At 68.2% G+C, this 18,956-nt stretch carries 16 protein-coding genes; 9 read left to right on the top strand and 7 right to left on the bottom strand.

From position 1 onward, the window contains the following. The first annotated feature begins 170 nt into the window (after window positions 1-170). The 3 genes from ACUSIJ_RS20860 to ACUSIJ_RS20850 are packed head-to-tail and all read left to right on the top strand — an operon-like array spanning window position 171 to window position 3,896. Entirely contained in the window at window positions 171-2,129 is a 1,959-nt protein-coding gene (locus ACUSIJ_RS20860; protein WP_449310347.1) for a SurA N-terminal domain-containing protein, read from the top strand. A 10-nt stretch (window positions 2,130-2,139) separates the two neighbouring features. Then, window positions 2,140-3,648: an anthranilate synthase component I gene (gene trpE, locus ACUSIJ_RS20855; RefSeq protein ID WP_449310346.1), complete on the top strand. Its 1,509-nt coding sequence runs from the start codon at window positions 2,140-2,142 to the stop codon at window positions 3,646-3,648. Beyond that, complete coding sequence (locus ACUSIJ_RS20850; protein WP_449310404.1) at window positions 3,648-3,896, top strand: sulfurtransferase TusA family protein; 249 nt, start codon at window positions 3,648-3,650, stop codon at window positions 3,894-3,896. The genes trpE and ACUSIJ_RS20850 overlap by 1 nt, the downstream gene beginning before the upstream one ends. Window positions 3,897-3,994: 98 nt before the next feature. On the opposite strand, the gene ACUSIJ_RS20845 is transcribed toward ACUSIJ_RS20850, so the two are convergent. The 3 genes from ACUSIJ_RS20845 to ACUSIJ_RS20835 form a co-directional block, all read right to left on the bottom strand. Next, a complete protein-coding gene (locus ACUSIJ_RS20845) occupies window positions 3,995-4,363 on the bottom strand; it encodes an antibiotic biosynthesis monooxygenase family protein (RefSeq protein ID WP_449310345.1) in 369 nt (122 codons plus the stop codon). Between the two features lie 8 nt (window positions 4,364-4,371). Next, window positions 4,372-5,679, bottom strand: a complete 1,308-nt coding sequence (locus ACUSIJ_RS20840) for an HlyD family type I secretion periplasmic adaptor subunit (protein ID WP_449310344.1) — start codon at window positions 5,677-5,679, stop codon at window positions 4,372-4,374. Window positions 5,680-5,793: 114 nt separating this feature from the next. Further along, complete coding sequence (locus ACUSIJ_RS20835; protein ID WP_449310343.1) at window positions 5,794-7,689, bottom strand: type I secretion system permease/ATPase; 1,896 nt, start codon at window positions 7,687-7,689, stop codon at window positions 5,794-5,796. A 628-nt stretch (window positions 7,690-8,317) separates the two neighbouring features. Between ACUSIJ_RS20835 and ACUSIJ_RS20830 the strand changes: the two genes are divergently transcribed. The 4 genes from ACUSIJ_RS20830 to ACUSIJ_RS20815 all read left to right on the top strand — a co-directional run bounded on the left by ACUSIJ_RS20830 (window position 8,318) and on the right by ACUSIJ_RS20815 (window position 12,013). Then, window positions 8,318-8,659 carry a hypothetical protein gene (locus ACUSIJ_RS20830; RefSeq protein ID WP_449310342.1) on the top strand — a complete coding sequence of 114 codons (342 nt, stop codon included), beginning with the start codon at window positions 8,318-8,320 and terminating at the stop codon, window positions 8,657-8,659. Window positions 8,660-8,952: 293 nt separating this feature from the next. Further along, complete coding sequence (locus tag ACUSIJ_RS20825; protein WP_449310341.1) at window positions 8,953-9,570, top strand: helix-turn-helix domain-containing protein; 618 nt, start codon at window positions 8,953-8,955, stop codon at window positions 9,568-9,570. A 285-nt stretch (window positions 9,571-9,855) separates the two neighbouring features. Next, window positions 9,856-11,175 (top strand): glycosyltransferase family 4 protein, encoded by a 1,320-nt coding sequence (locus ACUSIJ_RS20820; protein WP_449310340.1) that lies wholly within the window; start codon window positions 9,856-9,858, stop codon window positions 11,173-11,175. A 232-nt stretch (window positions 11,176-11,407) separates the two neighbouring features. Beyond that, on the top strand, window positions 11,408-12,013 hold the full coding sequence (locus ACUSIJ_RS20815; protein ID WP_449310403.1) for a BA14K family protein: 606 nt from the start codon (window positions 11,408-11,410) through the stop codon (window positions 12,011-12,013). A gap of 13 nt (window positions 12,014-12,026) precedes the next feature. Here the strand turns inward: ACUSIJ_RS20815 and ispG are convergent, their stop codons facing one another. Together ispG and ACUSIJ_RS20805 are read right to left on the bottom strand one after the other, a co-directional pair. Next, a complete protein-coding gene (gene ispG / locus ACUSIJ_RS20810; protein WP_449310339.1) occupies window positions 12,027-13,274 on the bottom strand; it encodes a flavodoxin-dependent (E)-4-hydroxy-3-methylbut-2-enyl-diphosphate synthase in 1,248 nt (415 codons plus the stop codon). An 88-nt stretch (window positions 13,275-13,362) separates the two neighbouring features. Beyond that, window positions 13,363-13,956 carry a transcriptional repressor gene (locus ACUSIJ_RS20805; protein ID WP_449310338.1) on the bottom strand — a complete coding sequence of 198 codons (594 nt, stop codon included), beginning with the start codon at window positions 13,954-13,956 and terminating at the stop codon, window positions 13,363-13,365. A 441-nt stretch (window positions 13,957-14,397) separates the two neighbouring features. Between ACUSIJ_RS20805 and ACUSIJ_RS20800 the strand changes: the two genes are divergently transcribed. Both ACUSIJ_RS20800 and ACUSIJ_RS20795 read left to right on the top strand, forming a co-directional pair. After that, the gene (locus tag ACUSIJ_RS20800; RefSeq protein ID WP_449310337.1) at window positions 14,398-15,183 is read left to right on the top strand and encodes a 3-hydroxybutyrate dehydrogenase; all 786 of its coding nucleotides are present in this window, start codon (window positions 14,398-14,400) and stop codon (window positions 15,181-15,183) included. Further along, complete coding sequence (locus tag ACUSIJ_RS20795) at window positions 15,180-16,079, top strand: HpcH/HpaI aldolase/citrate lyase family protein (protein WP_449310336.1); 900 nt, start codon at window positions 15,180-15,182, stop codon at window positions 16,077-16,079. The genes ACUSIJ_RS20800 and ACUSIJ_RS20795 overlap by 4 nt, the downstream gene beginning before the upstream one ends. 42 nt (window positions 16,080-16,121) lie before the next feature. Here ACUSIJ_RS20795 and lpdA read toward each other — a convergent pair whose 3' ends face one another. Together lpdA and odhB are read right to left on the bottom strand one after the other, a co-directional pair. After that, on the bottom strand, window positions 16,122-17,522 hold the full coding sequence (gene lpdA, locus ACUSIJ_RS20790) for a dihydrolipoyl dehydrogenase (RefSeq protein WP_449310335.1): 1,401 nt from the start codon (window positions 17,520-17,522) through the stop codon (window positions 16,122-16,124). Between the two features lie 93 nt (window positions 17,523-17,615). Then, a complete protein-coding gene (odhB, locus tag ACUSIJ_RS20785) occupies window positions 17,616-18,860 on the bottom strand; it encodes a 2-oxoglutarate dehydrogenase complex dihydrolipoyllysine-residue succinyltransferase (RefSeq protein WP_449310334.1) in 1,245 nt (414 codons plus the stop codon). Window positions 18,861-18,956: the final 96 nt, after the last annotated feature.

The raw sequence follows: 18,956 nt of genomic DNA, 5'->3' as shown, positions 1-18,956 counted from the left end.
GCACGGCGAGACGCCGCTCGCCGCCGGGACACTTGCCGCCGGAACGTTTCCCCTTTATCGCTAGAACGCTGCGAACGGCCTGGCGCGACGCGGACGCGCGATCCCATCGGAAAGCGCCGGCATCGGTACCCAGGCCCTGTATTTCTCGTGCTCCGGACCCCGATCGAACCATGCTGCAAATCTTCCGCAACTCCGGCCGCCACTGGATCGGCAAGGCCCTGACATTCGTTCTGTTCGGTCTGCTCATCGTGTCGTTCGCGATCTGGGGCGTGGCCGACTGGATCACCAATCCCGGCGGCAGCACGGTGGCGAGCGTCGGGAACAGGACGATTTCCGTGCAGGAGATGCGCGACGCCTATCTCAACCAGTTGCAGAACGTGCAGCGGCAGCTGCGCACGCCCGTCAGCCCGGAACAGGCGCGGGCGATGGGCCTCGACCAGCAGGTGCTGGGCCAGCTCGTGGGGCAGGCCGTGCTCGACACCAGCGCCGACGACCTGCGCCTCGCCGTGCCGGACGCGACCATCGTCGCCATCGTCATGCGCGAGCCGCAGTTCCGCGACGGCGACGGCAATTTCAACCGCGCCGCCTTCGACGCCGCGCTGCAGAACGCCGGCATCAGCGAACCGGCCTTCGTGCGGGAGCAGCGCGCCGTGCTGCCGCGCCGCCAGATCGCCGAGAGCCTCACCGGCGACATCGCGCCCCCCCTGCCCATGCAGGCGGCCTTCCACCGCTATGGCGCGGAACGGCGCGAGGCGCTTCACGCCACGCTCGCCCCCGCCGCGGCCGGCGCGGTCGACGATCCCGACGACGCGGCGCTGGAGGCGTGGTTCAAGGAGCGCACCGCGCTCTTCCGCCTGCCGGAATTCCGCGCCCTTTCGGTGCTGACCATCGACCCCGAGACGCTGGCGAAGCCCGAGGAGGTGAGCCGCGAGGCGGCGCTCGCCCGCTACGAGGCCGACAGGGAAAGCCGCTACGGCACGCCCGAAACGCGCCACCTGCAGCAGCTCGTGTTCCCCAACGAGACGGAGGCCGACGCCGTCCACCGGCGCCTGACGGCCGCCGCGACCGCGGACGGCGCCAACGCCGAGCAGGCGCTGGCGCAGGCTTTCGAGGCCATCGCCGCCGAGCGCAAGGTGGCCGAATCCGATTACGACCTCGGCCTCGTGGCACGCAACGCGGTGTTCGATCCGGCCGTCGCCGAGGCCGCCTTCGCCCTGGCGGAGCCGGGCATCAGCGCGCCGGTCAGGGGACGCTTCGGCGCGGTGATCGTGCGGGTGGTGTCGATCACGCCGCCGTCGGTCCAGTCCTTCGGCGAGGTCGAGCAGTCGGTGCGCCTCGCGGTGGCCATCGACGCGGCGCGCGCCGCCGTCGAGGCCCTGCACGACCGCATCGAGGAGGCGCGCGCCACGGCGCGGCCGCTCGGCGAGATCGCGGCCGAGAACGGGCTCCCGTTCCAGACCGTGCCGGCCGTCGACCGCAACGGGCGCGGGCGCGACGGCGCGCCCGTCTCTGACCTGCCGGAAGCCGACGCGCTGATCGCCGCCGCCTTCGCCTCGGACGTGGGGGCCGACAACGCGCCGCTGCGCCGGCAGACCAGCACCGGCACGGGCTATGTATGGTTCGATGTCACCGACGTCGCGCCCGAGCGCGACCGCACCTTCGAGGAGGCGCGCGCGGACGCGCTGGCGCGCTGGCGCGAGGAGGCCGTGGACGACAGGCTCGCGGCGGTCGCGGGCGAGATCGTGGCGCGGCTCGACGGCGGCGAGGCGTTCGAGGCCGTCACGGACTCGCTGCCGGCGGGCGCGCTCGCCTCGCCGGTGTCGACGGCGAGCGACATCGCCCGCGTCGGCGAGGCCCCCGGCCTTGCGCCGGCCGTGGTGCAGCAGATCTTCGCCACCCACAGGGGCAAGGCGGGATCGGCGGCGGTGCCGGGAGGGCGCGTCGTGTTCCAGGTCACCGGCGCGGTCACGCCGCCGCTCGACGCGGCATCGCCGCGCGCGGTCGCGGTCGCCGAGCAGCTCAGCGCCGTCATCGCCGAGGACCTGCTGACGGAATACATCGGCAGGCGGCAGGCGGAGCTGCGCCCCACGGTCAATCCGCAGGCGCTCGCCACCGCCACTGGCCTTTAAGGTAGCGGACATGACCGATACGCACTTTTCGGCGGATTTCGCCGCCCGCTACGACGCCGGGGTGGCGGACGTCGTCTCCGTCACGCTGGTGGCGGACCTGGAGACGCCGGTCGCGGCCTATATCAAGCTGCAGGCGATCGCGCGCGGCCCCTCGCTGCTGCTCGAATCGGTCGAGGGGGGGGCGGCGCGCGGGCGCTATTCCATCATCGGCCTCAACCCGGACGTCGTCTGGCGCTGCCGCGACGGCGCGGTGGAGGTGGCACGCGACGGGGCGCCGGCGGAAGCGGATCCGCACCCGCCGCTCGACAGCCTGCGGGCGTTGCTCGCCGAGAGCCGCCTCGACCTGCCGCGCGGCCTGCCGTCGATGGCGGCGGGCGTGTTCGGCTATCTCGGCTACGACATGGTGCGCCAGATGGAGCGCCTGCCCGCCCCGCCGCCCGACGCGCTGCACGTGCCGGACGCGGTGATGGTGCGCCCGACGCTGATTGCGGTGTTCGATTCCGTCACCGACGCGCTGTCGCTGGTGACGCCGGTGCGTCCGCGCCCCGGGGTGAGCGCGCGCCAAGCGTTCGAGGCGGCACTGGCCCGGCTCGACGAGGCGGTGCTGGCGCTCGATGCGCCGCTGCCGCACGATCCGCCGGTCGATGTCGGCGCGATCGCCCCGCCCGAGCCGGTGTCGAACACGCCGCCCGACGATTTCCGCGCCATGGTGACGCGGGCGAAGGAATACATCAAGGCCGGCGACATCTTCCAGGTGGTGCTGTCGCAGCGGTTCGACGCGCCCTTCGCGCTGCCGCCGCTGTCGCTCTACCGGGCGCTGCGCCGCTCCAACCCCTCGCCCTATCTCGCCTATCTCGACTTCAACGATTTCCAGGTGGTGTGCTCCAGCCCGGAGATCCTGGTGAAGGTCGCGGGCGGCGAGGTCACCATCCGCCCCATCGCCGGCACGCGCCGGCGAGGCGAGACGCCTTCGGCCGATGCCGCGCTCGCGGCGGAGCTCCTCGCCGATCCCAAGGAGAGGGCCGAGCACCTGATGCTGCTCGATCTCGGGCGCAACGACGTCGGGCGGGTGTCGTCCATCGGCACGGTCCAGGTGACGGACAGCTTCTACCTCGAATACTACAGCCAGGTCATGCACATCGTCTCGAACGTCGTGGGGCGGCTCGATCCGCGTCACGACGTCATCGACGCGCTGGCGGCGGGCTTTCCGGCGGGCACGGTCTCCGGCGCGCCGAAGGTGCGGGCGATGGAGATCATCGACGAGCTGGAGCGCGAGAAGCGCGGCCCCTACGCCGGCTGTATCGGCTATTTCGGCGCCGGCGGCGAGATGGACACCTGCATCGTGCTGCGCACGGCGGTGATCAGGGACGGCCGCATGTCGGTGCAGGCGGGGGCGGGCATCGTGCACGATTCCGACCCCGAGAGCGAGCTGCAGGAGTGCATCAACAAGGCGCGCGCCCAGTTCCGCGCCGCCGAGGAGGCCGTGCGCTTCGCGACAAGGGCGCAGCGCGGTCAGTGATGGGCGGCGGGGCGGCGGAGACGATCGCGCTCGATCTGTGCGGGCTGAAATGCCCGCTGCCGGCGCTGCGCACGCGCAAGGCGCTGGCGCGGGCCGTGCCCGGCGCGGTGCTGACCGTCACCTGCACCGACCCGCTCGCCGTGGTCGACATCCCGCATCTCGTGAGCGAGACCGGCCACCGCCTCGAGGCCAGCACCAGCGACGGCCGCGTGCTGACGTTCGTCATCCGGGTCGCGCCCGGCGCATAGAGCGTGCCAGCGTTTCCGTGAAACGATGGCACGCTCTAACTCTTTGATTTTGAGCGAGTTCTTGTCGATCAGATGATACCATCTGATCGGAAAGCGCTTTAGGCCGCGCCAGCGGGGATCTCGCGCCGGCCGTCGCTGTAGACGGTCTGCAACACCTCGAAGCCCTCGAACTGCGGGTGCCCGGCATAGAGCGGCTTGTGCTCGCCGGCATCGCGATGGCTGGCGCGGAACGCCTCCGAGCGGGTCCAGGCCTCGAAATCGGCCCTGGACCGCCAGACCGTGTGGGAGGAATAGAGCGTGTGCTCCTCGTCCCCGGGGCCGCGCAGCAGGTGGAACTCGACGAAACCCGGCACCGTGTGCAGGTGGATCTCGCGCGACAGCCATACCTGCTCGAAAGCCTCCTCCGAGCCCTTGAGCACCTTGAACCGGTTCATGGCGATGAAGGGGATATGCTGGGTATCGGACATGTCGGGCCTCACCTTTCGCGGAACGAAGTCGTCACCGCTTCTGTAAGGGGGCGCGTCAGATAGTCAAGCACCGTGCGCTCGCCGGTGGGGAAGATGATGTCCGCCGGCATGCCGGGGCGCAGACGCGTCTTGAGATCCCCCGGCAGGTCGGTGTCGCGCACCGCGACCAGCGCCAGATAGTAGGGCACGCCGGTCTTCTCGTCGGTCAGGCGGTCGCGGGAGATGTCCTGCAGCGTGCCCATGATGAGCGGCGTGGTGCGGCTGTGGAAGGCGGGGAAGCGCACTTCCGCCTCAAGGCCCGTGTGCACCCTGTCGATGTCCGTGACCTCGACATGCGCCTCGACCACGAGTTCGTCGTCATCGGGGACGATCTCCAGCAGCGTGTCGCCGGGGCGCACGACGCCGCCGACCGTGAACACCTTGAGGTTGTGCACGACGCCGGAGCGGGGCGCGACGACGTCGATGCGGTTGCGCACATCCTCGACGACGCGGATGCGCTCCTGCAGGTCGCCGAGCTTGAGACGCACGTCGGCGAGGCTTTCGCTCACCTGCTCCAGAAACTGCTGCTGCACCTGGCGGATCTGGATCTCGATCTCGCCGATGGCGTTGCGCGCCTTGGCGCTGTCGGCCTGGTTGCGGCCGATGACGCCGTCGAGACGGGCCTTCTCACGCTCAAGCGACGATTCGCGGGTCTTGGAAACGAGGCCCTTCTTGGCCAGCATCTTCACGCCGACGAGTTCGTCGTCGATGAAGAAGAGCTGCTGCTGCGCCGACTCGCGCTCGCGTTCAAGACCGTCGATCTCGGCCCCGTACTGGTTGATGCGGTTCTTCATCACGGAGATCTGCCCGTCGAGCGACGCCCGGCGCTCGCGGAACTGGGTGAGCTGATCATCGAGGGTGCGTGCCACCTCCGGCTCGTTGTTGCGGTGCTGCAACGTCTGCGGAAAAACGATCTCGGGCAGCGAGTCCCGCTCGGCGACGAGGCGCGCCTCGGTGGCCAGCGCCATGTCGAGCTGGTGCCGGGTGGCGGCGTAGTTGGCATCGGAGGACGTGGGGTCGAGCCGGAAGAGAACCTGCCCGAAATCCACCCTGTCGCCGTTGGTGACGTTGATCTCGCGCACGATGCCGCCTTCGAGGTGCTGCACCGCCTTGCGCTTGCTCTCCACCGACACGACGCCGGTCGCCACCACGGCGCTGTCGATGCTGGCGAGCGCCGCCCAGCCCCCCAGCAGCCCGAACGTCAGCACGATCACCGCGTAGCCGAACCGGGCGACGGGCCGATAGTCGCTTGAAAACTTGGGAGCTTCGTCATTCATATCCGGTACTTCCTGCTACCTTGGGAACCCGATCCGATCCCGCCGGACCGGGCCCTGCGATGCTTCGATGTTCGGCCGGCTTCCGGCTGGCGGATGAGCGCCCCCGGATGCGGCTCAGCCCTGCGCGGTTATCGGCCGGTTCGTGGCGACGGTGGCGTCGGAGACGGCCTGCTGGCCACCGGCGGGCTGGGGCGTCACCACCCGCGGCCCCATGACGCGCGCCAGCACTTCGTCGCGCTTGCCGAAGGCCTGCACCGTGCCGTCCGCGATCATCAGGATCGCGTCGCACATGGTCAGGATGTTCGTCTTGTGGGTGACGAGGACGACGGTCCGCTTCGCCGTCTTCAGCGCGCGGATGGTGTTCATCAGCGTCTGCTCGCCGGCCGCGTCGAGGTTGGCGTTCGGCTCGTCGAGCACGATCAGCGCCGGCAGCCCGTAGATCGCGCGGGCGAGGCCGATGCGCTGGCGCTGCCCGCCGGAAAGCGTGTGCCCGCCGTCGCCGATCTCGGTGTTGTAGCCCTGCGGCAGATGCTGGATCATCTCATGCACGCCGGCCATCTGCGCGGCCTGGACGACCTGCGCCTCCTCGATGGAGTCGAAACGGGCGATGTTCTCGGCGACGGTGCCGCCGAAAAGCTCCACGTCCTGCGGCAGATAACCAAGCGAGCGGCCGAGCTGCTCGGGATCCCAGTGCTTGAGATCGGAGCCGTCGAGGCGCACGGAGCCGGCAAGCGCCGGCCAGACGCCGACGATGGCGCGCGCGAGGCTCGACTTGCCGGCGGCGCTCGGGCCGATCACGCCGAGCACCGTGCCCGCCTGCACGCCGAAGGACACGCCCTTGAGCACCGGCAGCTCGCGGCCGGGCGCACGCACCACCAGCCCCTCGACCACGAGCTGGCCCTTGGCGTCGGGCAGGCGCATGCGCTCGGGGCCGGGCGGCACCATGCGCAGCAGCGCCTGCACGCGCTTGAAGGCGCCGCGCATGCCGACGAACCCCTTCCAGTTGCTGATCGCCACCTCGATGGGCTGGGTGCAGCGCCCGACGATGATGGAGGCCGCGATCATCATGCCGGGCGAGATCTCGCGGTGGATGGCGAGATAGGCGCCGATGCCGAGAATGAGGCTGCCCGAGAACGTGCGGTGGAACTTGCTCGCCGCCAGCAGCAGGCCGCCGCGGTCGGACGCATCGGCCTGCCAGCCGAGCGCGGCGTCGCGGCTCGTCTCCCAGCGGCGGCGCAGGCGCCCCACCATGCCCATGGCCTGCAGCACCTCGGCGTTGCGGAACGTGGCCGCCGCCTGGCCGTTGGCCACGATCGAGGCCCGGGTGGCCTTGTCGAGCGTCGGGCGCGTGGCGCGGTCATTGGCGACGGCGATGATACCCGAGATGATGCAGGCGACGATGGCGAAGAAGCCGTACCAGGGATGCAGCAGGAAGGCGACGACCACGTAGATCGGCACCCACGGCAGATCGCAGCCGGCGATGATACCGGCGCCGGTGAAGAACTCGCGCACCGTGTCGACGTCGCGCAGCGCCTGCGTATGTCCCTGCGACGGCTGCTGGATGGTGGCGCGCTGCACGGCGTCGAACGCCTCCGTCTTGACCTCGGCATCGAAGGCGATGCCGCCGCGCACCAGCACCTTCGTGCGCACGGTCTCCAGAATGGCGCCGGTGGCGAACAGCAGGGCGACGATCAGCGTCAGCAGCAGCAGGGTCGTGACGTTGCGGCTCGACAGCACGCGGTCGTACACCTGCATCATGTACAGCGGCCCGACGAGGCCGAGCACGTTGGTGAACAGGCTGAAGAACACCGCGGTGAGGATGGCCGGGCGCGCCGCGCGCAGCGCGGCGTCGAGCGCGCTCTGGCCCTTGCGGCGTGCCGTGGCACCAGAAGCCCCGTCCGCGGCGACAAGCGCACGCCCCTCGCCGGAGGCGCGGCCGGCCCTGCCGCCCCACGTCTGCCCGAACCAGCGCGCAGCCTGCCCGCGTAACCCTACGATATCGATTGCCATATGGAACGCATCCCGCTGTCCAGACCCCATGAACGCCACGCAGACGGCAAGCGCAACAGGGGGAACGCCCCGGACGCCACACGATGCCCAGCCACCACTCTATATCAAATAATAAGCGATCGATGCAACCGACGCAACCAAATGCACTTATTGCAATGAACATTATGTTCAAATCATACTGAATTTTGTATAATAGTATGTTTCGGATCTATATAAACATTTAGCGAACTCACAACGGAGATGCCAGATCGAAATTTTTTACGACTCACTGACGCGAATCGAATTCAATAATTTCAATTTCGACAAATTTCTTTCCTTCAATAAATTTTATTGTACTGTTGACAAATTTAATATACTTGTTATTGATATGTAATTCTGGTCGACTGCTGTTTTTCATGTCGGTCTGCTGGTCCGGGGCGTCGGTGCCGTCCGGTTTCCCGGCATGGAGCGGCAACTTTCTGTTTCGTCTGACATTTTCTCATTCGGTTCCGATGGAACCGCGGGCATCGGCGAGGGTCTGCCGGGGCAGGAAATCGAGGCAGGAGATTCGAGGCCGGAGCGCGAGGCCCGACCCGACCGGATCGGGCGCCGGTGGGGCGTTGCGAAAGGCGGTTCGGAGCGGGGCAAGATGAGCGACAGGGTGATTTTTCCGCCGCAGGAATTCTGCGGCCGACCGGGATGGAGCGCCGGTGACCTGGACGAAATCCGGCAGGCGATACAGCAGCTTGCCCAACCCGACGCAGCGATCGAAACGGGCTGGGGAACATCCGACGAGGGCGACCCGTGGTTCGCCGTCACCGATGCGGGAACCGGCGAACTGATCCTCCATCTCACGCGCCTCAACAATTCCTTCACCGCCATCGCGCCCGGCCTCGGCGGTTCCCTGCATGCGCGCGACCTTCGAACGCTGATCACCGAATCAGTCCGCCGCCTGCTGCACCAGCGCGCGGACGCCTCCCGCCCCGCCTGAGAGCGCTACTCCGAGATGCGCGACAGCAGAACGGACGCGCGACAGCAGAACGGCAAGGCGGGGCGGCGAAAGGCTTACGCAATTCGGGAGACTTGTCCTGATTAGAAAAATAAAGTAATGTATTGATAATTAATCATATACGTAGCGTAACACATGATGCTCGACGTCCACTGGCGCCTGATCATGAAAGAACAATGTCATGCAGATAGTAAGTACAAGTTTCGGACATACGCGGCGCCTGTTAAAATATATAAGTGATAATTTTTATGATATCATTTTTTTGTGAGGATTAAATGTATACGAACCAGAGACAGAACCAGGATACGAAAGAACTCCGCCGCCTCGGCGGCAGGTGGCTGAAGGAGAGGCGGGAGAGCGCCGGCCTGTCGCAGCGGCAACTGGCTGAAATTCTTGGCGTCGAATATTATACTTTCATTTCGCAGATCGAGACGGGGCATGGCCGCATCCCGCCCGACCGTTACGAAGCATGGGCGGGCGCGATCGGGCTGGAACTGGCGGATTTCGTCCGTGAAATCTTGCGTTACTACGATCCGGTGACGTTCTCCATTCTTTTCGGCGCCCCGGCACAGACGGCGGGCAGCGGCCCGACGCGGAGCACGCTCGTCGAGGACACGCGCGCCCGCGACGCGCTCGCCTCCGACAACCGCCAGCTCCAGGAGCAGGTACGGGAGCTGCAGCGGCTGCTCGGCAAGAAGACCATGGAGCTCGAGCAGGTCCGCGAGAAACTGGCCGGCGCCGCGGGCAGGCAGGCCGCCGTCGCTTCCCCCGACCGGCACGCCGCCGCATTCGATATCGACGCCCCCGCCCGCGCGCCGGCGAGCCGCAGGAATGCGGCCGATGTCGCGGCGGTGGCCGGCGAAGCCCCGCCTTATGGAGAGGCCGGCGACTGAAGGAGCTCCCCGAGGCGGGCGCCATCGGGCACCGCGGCCGGCGGCGGTGTCTGGCGGAAAATGCCGGGGCAGTTCCCGTCGTCTTTTACTGCAATCGCCGCCGCCTGTTGCGCGAATTCAACAAACAGGTCTCGCGTTTTTCGGTTCATGCTGTAGTGTGCGGCCGGGAAACTGGTCTGCGCAAATCGATCTTCACACGTCAATCAACGCCGAACGACTAACCTGGCCGAGCGCCGTTGCCGACGCCGGGTTTTTCCGTTGGGCTTTTCATTCGAAGCAGCATGCATGAACGACACGGCTCCGGATAATGGCGACGCGCCGGGTGCGCCTTCATGGACGAAGCGAACCTTGCGGCTCGTGCCGCAACTATGGTTCCGGCTGGGGCTGGTGCGGCTGTGGCGGCTCATCCCGCGCCGTCTGCGCCGGCGCATCGTCGCGCGGCTCATTCCCCTGCCCCGGCGCGCCGGGCAACGGCTGGAGGGGCCGCGCGCGCCGGTCTTCATGTGCGGCTTCCTGTCGAGCCCGCTCGGCCTCGGCTGGAGCGCGCGGCTTAACCGTGCCCTCATCGCCGAAGCGGACATTCCCATCCGCGACTTCGACATCGGCCACGCCTTCGCCACCGGCGAGAAGGGCGCGCTGCCGGAAGCTCGCGGGCCGGCCACCGTGATCTTCAACTTCAATCCGGGACAGTTCGGCTATGCGCTGAATTTTCTGCCCGCGAGCATTCTCGCCGACAAGTACATCATCGGCTACTGCGTGTGGGAGCTGGCGCGCATTCCCGAGGACTGGCTGGAGCCGCTGTCGCTCGTCGACGAAGTGTGGGTGCCGACCGAATTCGTACGCCAGGCCTTTCTCGGCACCGGCGTCACGCAGCCGGTCCGCGTCGTGCCCCACATCATGCGCGCGCCGGTGCACCTCGCGCCCGACCGCCGGCGCTTCGGCCTGCCGCCGGATGCGTTCGTGGCCACCGTCGTGGCGAGCCTGCGTTCGAGCCTCGCGCGGAAAAATCCGCTGGCCGCCGTCGATGCCTTCAGGCGGGCCTTTTCGGCGGCCGACAACGCGGTGCTGGTGCTCAAGCTCGGCGACGCCCATCTCGAGGCGCAGGCGCTGGCGCAGGTGCGCGCCCATATCGGCGACGATCCGCGCATCCGGCTGATGCTGGACACGCTCGACGACGACGCGATGTGGGCGCTGCTCGCCTCCTCCGATGCCATCGTCTCGCTGCATCGCGCCGAGGGTTTCGGCCTCGTGCCGGCGCAGGCGATGCTGGCCGGCCGGCCCGTCGTCGCGACCGCGTGGTCCGGCAACACCGACTTCATGACGCCCGAGAGCGCCTGCCTCGTGCCGGCCCGGCAGGTGCCGGTGAACGATCCGAGCGAGCTCTATGTCGCGCCGGGCCTCACCTGGGCCGATCCGGACATCGACGCGGCGGCGGCGGCGCTGCGCCGCCTCCATGGCGATCCGGCGCTGCGCGAGGCGATCGGCGAACGCGCCAGAGCGCAGATCGCCTCCTACTTCGAGCGCGCGAAGGCGCCGGTGGTTGAATCGATCCGGCAATGGCCGTGCGCGACGACCGGCGCCGGCCCGCGCGTTCAGCCCGAATAACCGGCCCGGTATCGCAATTGTTACAGCCTGCGCCGAATCCGACAACAAAGGGCCTTATTCGACAACAAAGGGCCTTATTGAAGACACACGGGTCTGTCCAAATATCCATGCATGACACGTTGGCGGATCGATTTGTCTCCGTCGCCTTTTCGACAGGGCACGCCGCCGACGGTCCGGAAAACCTTACGTCTCCCGCCTCTGGCCGGGAGCGAGCAGTGGGGAAGTTTTCGTGATGCATGTCCTGACGCATAAACCGTTTGGCTCGAGCCCCGTCCCGCCGCCGCTGTGGCGGCGCGTGGCGCGGGCCGGCCTCGTCGTCCTTCCCGCGCTGGCGATGTCCTTCCTGCCGCTGGCTCACGCCAGCGCCCAGTCCGCCAACGCCCGGCCCGTCTCCGCGACGGTCCAGAACGCCGGCTTCTCCGGCTCCGGGGATTTGCCGATCGTCAATGTCCAGTATCGCCGCCATGGGCCGCCGCCGGGGTTTCATCGCCGTCACGGCCCGCCGCGGGGATACTATGGGCCGCCGCGGCATTTCCGCGGCCACTACCCGCCGCCGCGCTGGCACCGGGGGCCGCCCCGCGGTGCCTGGGTCCCGGCGCCGCCGCCGCGCTACTACTATCACGGCCCGCGCCGCCATTCCTACAATCCCGGCGCGGCCGCTGCGGCCGGCGTCGTCGGGCTCGCGGCGGGAGCCATCCTCGGCAGCGCGCTGGCTCAAGGCGCACCGCCGCCGCGGAGCGATTCATGGCTGAGCTATTGCGCCAGCAAGTACCGCTCGTTCGACCCGGCGACGGGCACCTATCTGGGGTATGACGGCAGGCGCCATCCCTGCCGGTGATGGTGGCCGCCGATCAGCCGAACCGGCGCTCGATGTAATCGTTCACGAGCGCCTTGAATTCGTCGGCGATGCCAGCGCCCTTGAGCGTCATGGCCTTCTCGCCGTCGATGAACACGGGCGCGGACGGCGTCTCGCCGGTGCCGGGCAGGGAAATGCCGATATCGGCGTGCTTCGACTCGCCCGGCCCGTTGACGATGCAGCCCATCACGGCGACGTTGAGCCTCTCGACGCCCGGATAGCGCGTCTTCCAGTCCGGCATCGACGCCGTGATCCAGTGCTGGATGTCGCGCGCCAGTTCCTGAAACACGGTCGATGTCGTGCGCCCGCAGCCGGGGCAGGCGGCGACCAGCGGCACGAACGTGCGGAACCCCATCGTCTGCAGCAGTTCCTGCGCCGCGCGCACCTCGAGCGACCGGTCGCCGCCGGGCTCGGGCGTCAGCGAATAGCGGATGGTGTCGCCGATGCCTTCCTGCAGCAGGATGCCGAGCGCCGCCGACGAGGCGACGATGCCCTTCGAGCCCATGCCGGCTTCCGTCAGCCCCAGATGCAGGGCGTAGTCGGAGCGGCGCGCCAGATCGCGGTAGACGGCGATGAGATCCTGCACCGCCGATACCTTGGCCGACAGGATGATACGGTCGCGCGCAAGGCCGATCTCCTCGGCGCGGGCAGCCGACAGCAGCGCCGACTGCACCAGCGCCTCGCGCGTCACCGCGCGCGCGTCGAGCGGCGTGTCGCTTTTCGAATTGTCGTCCATCAGCCGGGTGAGCAGTTCCTGGTCGAGCGAACCCCAGTTGGCGCCGATGCGCACCGGCTTGCCGTTCTTCGCCGCGAGCTCGACAATGGTCGAGAACTGCCTGTCGCGCTTGTCCTTGAAGCCGACGTTGCCGGGGTTGATGCGGTACTTCGCCAGCGCCTCGGCGCAGGCCGGATGGTCGGCGAGCAGCTTGTGGCCGATGTAGTGGAAGTCGCCGACGAGCGGCATATCAACGCCCTTCACCATCAGCGCGTCGCGGATATAGGGCACGGCGCGCGCCGCTTCGTCCCGGTCGACGGTGATGCGCACCAGCTCCGACCCCGCGCGCGCCAGCGCCGCCACCTGCCTGACGGTGGCGGCGACGTCGGCGGTGTCGGTATTCGTCATGGACTGCACCACGATCGGCGCATCGCCGCCCACGATGACGCCGCCGACATCGACGGCGACGGTGCGATGGCGGGCAGCCGGGCGGGCCTCTGCGGCGAGGGAGGCGGTGGCGACGTTCATCGGCGGTCGAACCTGCAAGGCGGTCTGCAAGGAAGTCTGTAAGCCGTCATCCCGGCAGGGAGGATGAGTCTCTATCTCTATCGCTCATTCAGGCGTGCTCGGCAACCGAATCATCGCGGTTCTCCGCCTTGCCGCCGCAATGGGCGCAGATGCCGGCGATCTCCACCACCCTGGCGCGCGGCGCGAAGCCCGCCTGGGCCAGCACGCGCGCCAGCGAGCCGCTGAAGGCGGGTGACGACACCTCGTCCACGCCCCCGCAGACCTCGCAGATCAGGAACGCCACGAGCTCGCCCGGCTCATGGACGTGGGGGCAGGCGATGAAGGCATTGCGGGTTTCCAGCTTGTGCACGAATCCCTGCTCCAGCAGGAATTCGAGCGCCCGGTAGATGGTGATCGGCGCCACCCGCCGTTCCGCCTCGCGGGCCATGATGTCCGCGATGTCGTAGGCGCCGAGCGGCCGGTGGGTGGCGTAGAGGGCCGAGAGCACGTCGCGCCGGATCGGCGTCAGCCGCACGCTGCGCTCCGCGCAGACCGCCTCCGCCTGGGCCAGCGCGTCGGCCGCGACGGCGGCGCGCTTCGTCGCGTGATCGCAATCGCCATCGTGCGGATGGTCATGGTCATAATCATGGGCATGAGGCCGGCCGGGGCCGGGCGAACTGCCGGAGGCGGGGCGAGCGTTCACGCCTGTTTCCTTCCCTTTCGCCAACCGATCGGCGACGCGCCGATCGCTCAAGGCATACACTATCCATATATGGTATCATAATTTCTGCCGCCATGCGGCCCGCGCGCCGATCCGAGATTGACGCAAGCGTCACATAACGACGGGAAAACAGGCCTATGATGGGCCCGCTGCCCTCGACCACGACGGGCCGATACTGTAACCGGCAATCATTTTGGAGTGCGTTCCGATCGGACGGAATCATCTGATCGACAAGAATTCGCTCCAAATCAAAACGTTGGAGACCGTCATCGTTTCCGTGAAATGATGACATGCTCTGAGGGGTTGTCTTTTCGGTCGGTCTCGGCAAACTCCACCGGGGTCGATCGTGCCCCGGCAGGCGGCGCGGCTCTGTGGCTGGCTGCACCGGACCATTTCCACGGAAAGCCAAGGAGGCTTCTGCACATGTCCCTGAAATCGCGTACCGCCGTCGTCACCGGCTCCACCAGCGGCATCGGCCTCGCCATCGCCCGCGCCTTCGCGCGCGAGGGCGCGAACGTCGTCATCAACGGTTTCGGCGATGTGGCCGACATCGAGAAGGAGCGCCTCGGCATCGAGGACGAGTTCGGCGTCAAGGCCTTCTACTCGGCTGCCGACCTCTCCAAGGCCGATGAGGCGTTCAACCTCGTGGTCGAGGCCGAGAAGGCCTTCGGCAGCGTCGACATCCTCGTCAACAACGCCGGCATCCAGTTCGTGTCGCCGGTCGAGGAGTTCCCGGTCGAGAAGTGGGACCTCATCCTCGCGCTCAACCTGTCGGCGGCGTTCCACACCAGCCGGGCGGCCATTCCGGGCATGAAGGAGCGCAAGTTCGGCCGCATCATCAACACGGCCTCCGCCCACGCGCTCGTCGCCTCGCCCTTCAAGTCGGCCTATGTCTCGGCCAAGCACGGCATCGCCGGCTTCACCAAGACCGTGGCGCTGGAGACGGCGACCTTCGGCATCACCGCGAACGCCATCTGCCCCGGCTACGTCTGGACGCCGCTCGTCGAGAAGCAGATCCCCGACACCGCCAAGGCGCGCGGCATCACCGAGGAGCAGGTGAAGCGCGACGTGCTGCTCGCCGCCCAGCCGACGAAGGAATTCGTCACGGTGGACGAAGTCGCGGCGCTCGCGGTGTTCCTCGCCTCCGACAACGCCCGGTCCATCACCGGCGCCATCATCCCGATCGACGGCGGCTGGACTGCCGAGTGACCCGGATCGTCAGACCGCGCCGGAGCCTGCTGTTCGCTCCCGCCTCCAATACCCGCGCGCTCGACAAGGCGCGCGGCCTCGCGTCCGACAGCATCATCATCGACCTCGAGGACGCCGTCGCGCCCTCGGCCAAGGAAACGGCGCGCGCCGACGCCGGGCGGGCGCTCGCGCAAGGATTCGGCCGCCGCGAGACGGCGCTGCGCATCAACGGGCCGGAGACGCCGTGGTTCGAGGCCGATCTCGCGCTCGCCGCCCACGCCACGCCCGATGCGGTGGTCGTCCCGAAGGTCTCGTCGCCGGATACCGTCCGCCATGTCGCCGCCAGACTCGACGCGCTCGGCGCGCCCGCGAAGGTGCGCGTGTGGACGATGATCGAGACCGCCCGCGGCGTGCTCGACGCCGACGCCATCGCCCGCACGGCGCTGGAACCCGGAAGCCGCCTCGCGCTGTTCATCGTCGGCGCCAACGATCTCGCGCGCGAAACCGGCGTGCGCCCCGGTGTGCACCGCACGCCGCTGATCGCCTGGCTGCAATCGGTGCTGCTCGCCGCGCGCGCCAGCGGTCTTGCGGTCATCGATTCGGTCTACAACGATTTTCGCGATGCGGCGGGCTTCGCAGCCGAATGCGCACAGGGCCGCGATCTCGGCTTCGACGGCAAGTCGCTGATCCATCCCACGCAGATCGAGGCCGCCAATGCCGCATTCGGTCCGACAGCCGCGGAAATCGCCGAGGCGCGCGCCGTGATCGCAACCTTCACCGCGCCCGAAAACGCCGGCAAGGGGGCCGTTGCCCTCGACGGGCGCATGATCGAGGATCTGCATGTCGCCATCGCCCGGCGCACGCTTGCGCTGGCGGACGCCATCACGGCGCTGCATGAACCACAAAGCGCCGGCTGAGGGAGCCGACGCTTCGGGGCGGATCAAACAGTCCCAAAAGAATCACATATGGATGGCGCGCTTGTCGACGGCGAGCGCGGCTTCCTTCACCGCTTCCGAGCGCGTCGGGTGCGCGTGGCAGGTGCGCGCCAGATCCTCGCTGGAGCCGCCGAACTCCATCAGCACCGCCGCCTCGTGGATCATCTCGCCCGCTTCCGGCCCGATGATGTGGACGCCGAGCACCCGGTCGGTGACGGCATCAGCGAGAAACTTCACGAAGCCTTCCGACTGGTGGTTGACCTTGGCGCGCGCATTGGCGGTGAACGGGAACTTGCCGACGTTGTAGGCGATGCCGGCTTCCTTCAGCTCTTCCTCGGTGCGGCCGATGGAGGCGACTTCCGGCGTGGTGTAGATCACCGCCGGGATGACGCCGTAATTGACGTGGCCCGCCTTGCCGGCGAGGAGTTCCACGGCGGCGATGCCCTCCTCTTCCGCCTTGTGGGCGAGCATCGGGCCGGCGATCACGTCGCCGATGGCGAGAATCCCCGGCACGCTGGTGCGATAGTGGTCGTCCACCACCACGCGCCCGCGCTGATCGAGCGCCACGCCGACCGCTTCGAGGCCGAGACCGGCCGTATAGGGCACGCGGCCCGTCGCCACCAACACGATGTCGGCCTCGATCACCTCGGCCGCGCCGCCGGCGACCGGCTCGACCGTGACCTTGGCGCCCGAACCCGTGTTCTCGACGCCCGTCACCTTGGTGGCGAGCTTGAACACAAAACCCTGCTTGGTGAGGATGCGCTGGAACTGCTTCGCCACCTCGCCGTCGTTGCCGGGGATGATGCGGTCGAGGAACTCGACCACCGTCACCTCGGCGCCGAGCCGACGCCAGACGGAGCCGAGTTCGAGCCCGATCACGCCCGCGCCCACGACCACGAGCTTGCCCGGCACCTTGTCGAGGGTCAGCGCGCCGGTGGAGGAGACGACGATCTTCTCGTCGATCTCGACGCCGGGCAGCTTCGCCACGTCCGAGCCGGTGGCGATGAGGATGGTCTTCGCCGCCACGGTCTGCTTGGCGCCGTCGTCCGCCGTCACCTCGACCTTGCCGGCCGCCTCGATGCGGGCGGTGCCGTGGAAGGTGTCGATCTTGTTCTTCTTGAACAGGAAATCGACGCCCCTGACATTGGCGTCGACGCCCTCCTGCTTGAAGGACTGGAGCTTGGCCACGTCGATCTCGGGCTGCGACACCTTGATGCCGAAGTCGGCGAAGGCGTGCCCCGCTTCCTCGAACTTTTCGGAAGCGAACAGCAGCGCCTTGGAGGGAATGCAGCCGATGTTGAGGCAGGTGCCACCGTGGGTCTTGCGCTTTTCGACAACGGCGGTCTTCAGGCCGAGCTGGGCGGCGCGAATGGCGGCGACGTAGCCGCCGGGGCCGGTGCCGATTACCACGAGATCGTAAGACATGCGATTTTCCCGTATGCCGCAGGTCCCACGCGCAGCGGTCGTGCAGCGGTCCTGTCGGTGGTTCAGATGAGACGCGGTTGCACGCGCACGCGATCAGAGGTCGAGCACCAGGCGCGCCGGATCCTCGAGGTTTTCCTTGATGCGGACGAGGAAGGTCACCGCCTCCTTGCCGTCGATCACGCGGTGATCGTAGGAGACCGCCAGATACATCATCGGGCGGGCGACGATCTGTCCCTTGTGGACCACCGGCCGCTGCTCGATGCGGTGCATGCCGAGGATGCCGGACTGGGGCGCGTTGAGGATCGGCGTCGACAGCAGCGAGCCGTACACGCCGCCGTTCGAGATGGTGAACGTGCCGCCCTGCATCTCCTCGATCTTGAGCTGGCCGTCGCGGGCGCGGCGGCCGAAATCGGCGATCTGCTTCTCGATGCCGGCGACCGAGAGCTGGTCGGCGTCGCGCACCACCGGCACGACGAGGCCCTTCTCGGTGCCGACCGCCACGCCGATGTGGTAATAGTTCTTGAAGATGAGCTCGGTGCCGTCGAGTTCCGCGTTGACGGCGGGCACGTCCTTGAGCGCCTGCACCGTGGCCTTGACGAAGAAGCCCATGAAGCCGAGCTTGACGCCGTGCTTCTTCTCGAACACGTCCTTGTACTGGTTGCGCAGATCCATGACGTTGGTCATGTCGACGTCGTTGAACGTGGTCAGCATGGCCGCGTTCGCCTGCGCCTCCTTGAGGCGCCGCGCGATGGTCTGGCGCAGCTTCGTCATGCGCACACGCTCCTCGCGCGCCTCGTCGGCGGGCGCGACCGGCGCGCGCAGCGTCGGGGCCGGCGCGGGGGCGGGTGCGGGCGCCTGCGAGAAGGCGAGGATGTCGCCCTTGGTCACGCGCCCGTCCTTGCCGGTGGCGGGGACGCTCGCCGGGTTGATGCCGGTCTCGGTCGCGATGCGCTGCACGGCCGGGCCATGGTCCAGATCGGCGGCCTTGGCGGGCGCCGCCGCGGGGGCGGCGGGAGCGGCAGCAGGAGCGGCGGGCGCCGGGGCCGGCGCGGGCGCAGCCTCGGCCTTGGGCGCCGCGGGAGCGGCGGCAGCACCGGCGCCGCCGGCGTTGAACGTGCCGAGCAGCGCGCCCACTTCCACCGTCTCGCCTTCCTTGACGGTGACCTCCGCCAGCACGCCGTCCGCGGGAGCGTTGACCTCCAGCGTCACCTTATCCGTTTCGAGCTCCACCAGCGGCTCGTCGGCCTTGACGGCGTCGCCCACCTTCTTGAACCATTGGCCGACGGTGGCCTCGGTCACGGATTCGCCCAGCGTGGGCACGCGGATTTCGGTCGCCATGATCTGTTATCCATTAAGGCCAGCGGCCTGTTACTCGTTGCGGCCCGCACCGTTCGACTGGCGCAGCGCCGGTTGATTGGCAGGATGAAGGCCCGG

This window comes from Pseudochelatococcus sp. B33 (assembly GCF_053570585.1).
Note: the sequence above shows the minus strand (reverse complement) of the source record. Positions and strands in the feature narration are given on the sequence as shown.

Excerpts from the sequence above, each read along its gene's own strand:
- ACUSIJ_RS20850 (WP_449310404.1), top strand. The coding sequence starts at position 3,648 with ATGGGCGGCGGGGCGGCGGAGACGATCGCGCTCGATCTGTGCGGGCTG.
- ACUSIJ_RS20820 (WP_449310340.1), top strand. The coding sequence starts at position 9,856 with ATGAACGACACGGCTCCGGATAATGGCGACGCGCCGGGTGCGCCTTCA.
- odhB (WP_449310334.1), bottom strand. The coding sequence starts at position 18,860 with ATGGCGACCGAAATCCGCGTGCCCACGCTGGGCGAATCCGTGACCGAG.
- ACUSIJ_RS20825 (WP_449310341.1), top strand. The coding sequence starts at position 8,953 with ATGTATACGAACCAGAGACAGAACCAGGATACGAAAGAACTCCGCCGC.
- trpE (WP_449310346.1), top strand. The coding sequence starts at position 2,140 with ATGACCGATACGCACTTTTCGGCGGATTTCGCCGCCCGCTACGACGCC.
- ACUSIJ_RS20860 (WP_449310347.1), top strand. The coding sequence starts at position 171 with ATGCTGCAAATCTTCCGCAACTCCGGCCGCCACTGGATCGGCAAGGCC.
- ACUSIJ_RS20830 (WP_449310342.1), top strand. The coding sequence starts at position 8,318 with ATGAGCGACAGGGTGATTTTTCCGCCGCAGGAATTCTGCGGCCGACCG.
- ACUSIJ_RS20800 (WP_449310337.1), top strand. The coding sequence starts at position 14,398 with ATGTCCCTGAAATCGCGTACCGCCGTCGTCACCGGCTCCACCAGCGGC.
- ACUSIJ_RS20845 (WP_449310345.1), bottom strand. The coding sequence starts at position 4,363 with ATGTCCGATACCCAGCATATCCCCTTCATCGCCATGAACCGGTTCAAG.
- ACUSIJ_RS20815 (WP_449310403.1), top strand. The coding sequence starts at position 11,408 with ATGCATGTCCTGACGCATAAACCGTTTGGCTCGAGCCCCGTCCCGCCG.
- ACUSIJ_RS20840 (WP_449310344.1), bottom strand. The coding sequence starts at position 5,679 with ATGAATGACGAAGCTCCCAAGTTTTCAAGCGACTATCGGCCCGTCGCC.
- ispG (WP_449310339.1), bottom strand. The coding sequence starts at position 13,274 with ATGAACGTCGCCACCGCCTCCCTCGCCGCAGAGGCCCGCCCGGCTGCC.
- ACUSIJ_RS20835 (WP_449310343.1), bottom strand. The coding sequence starts at position 7,689 with ATGGCAATCGATATCGTAGGGTTACGCGGGCAGGCTGCGCGCTGGTTC.
- lpdA (WP_449310335.1), bottom strand. The coding sequence starts at position 17,522 with ATGTCTTACGATCTCGTGGTAATCGGCACCGGCCCCGGCGGCTACGTC.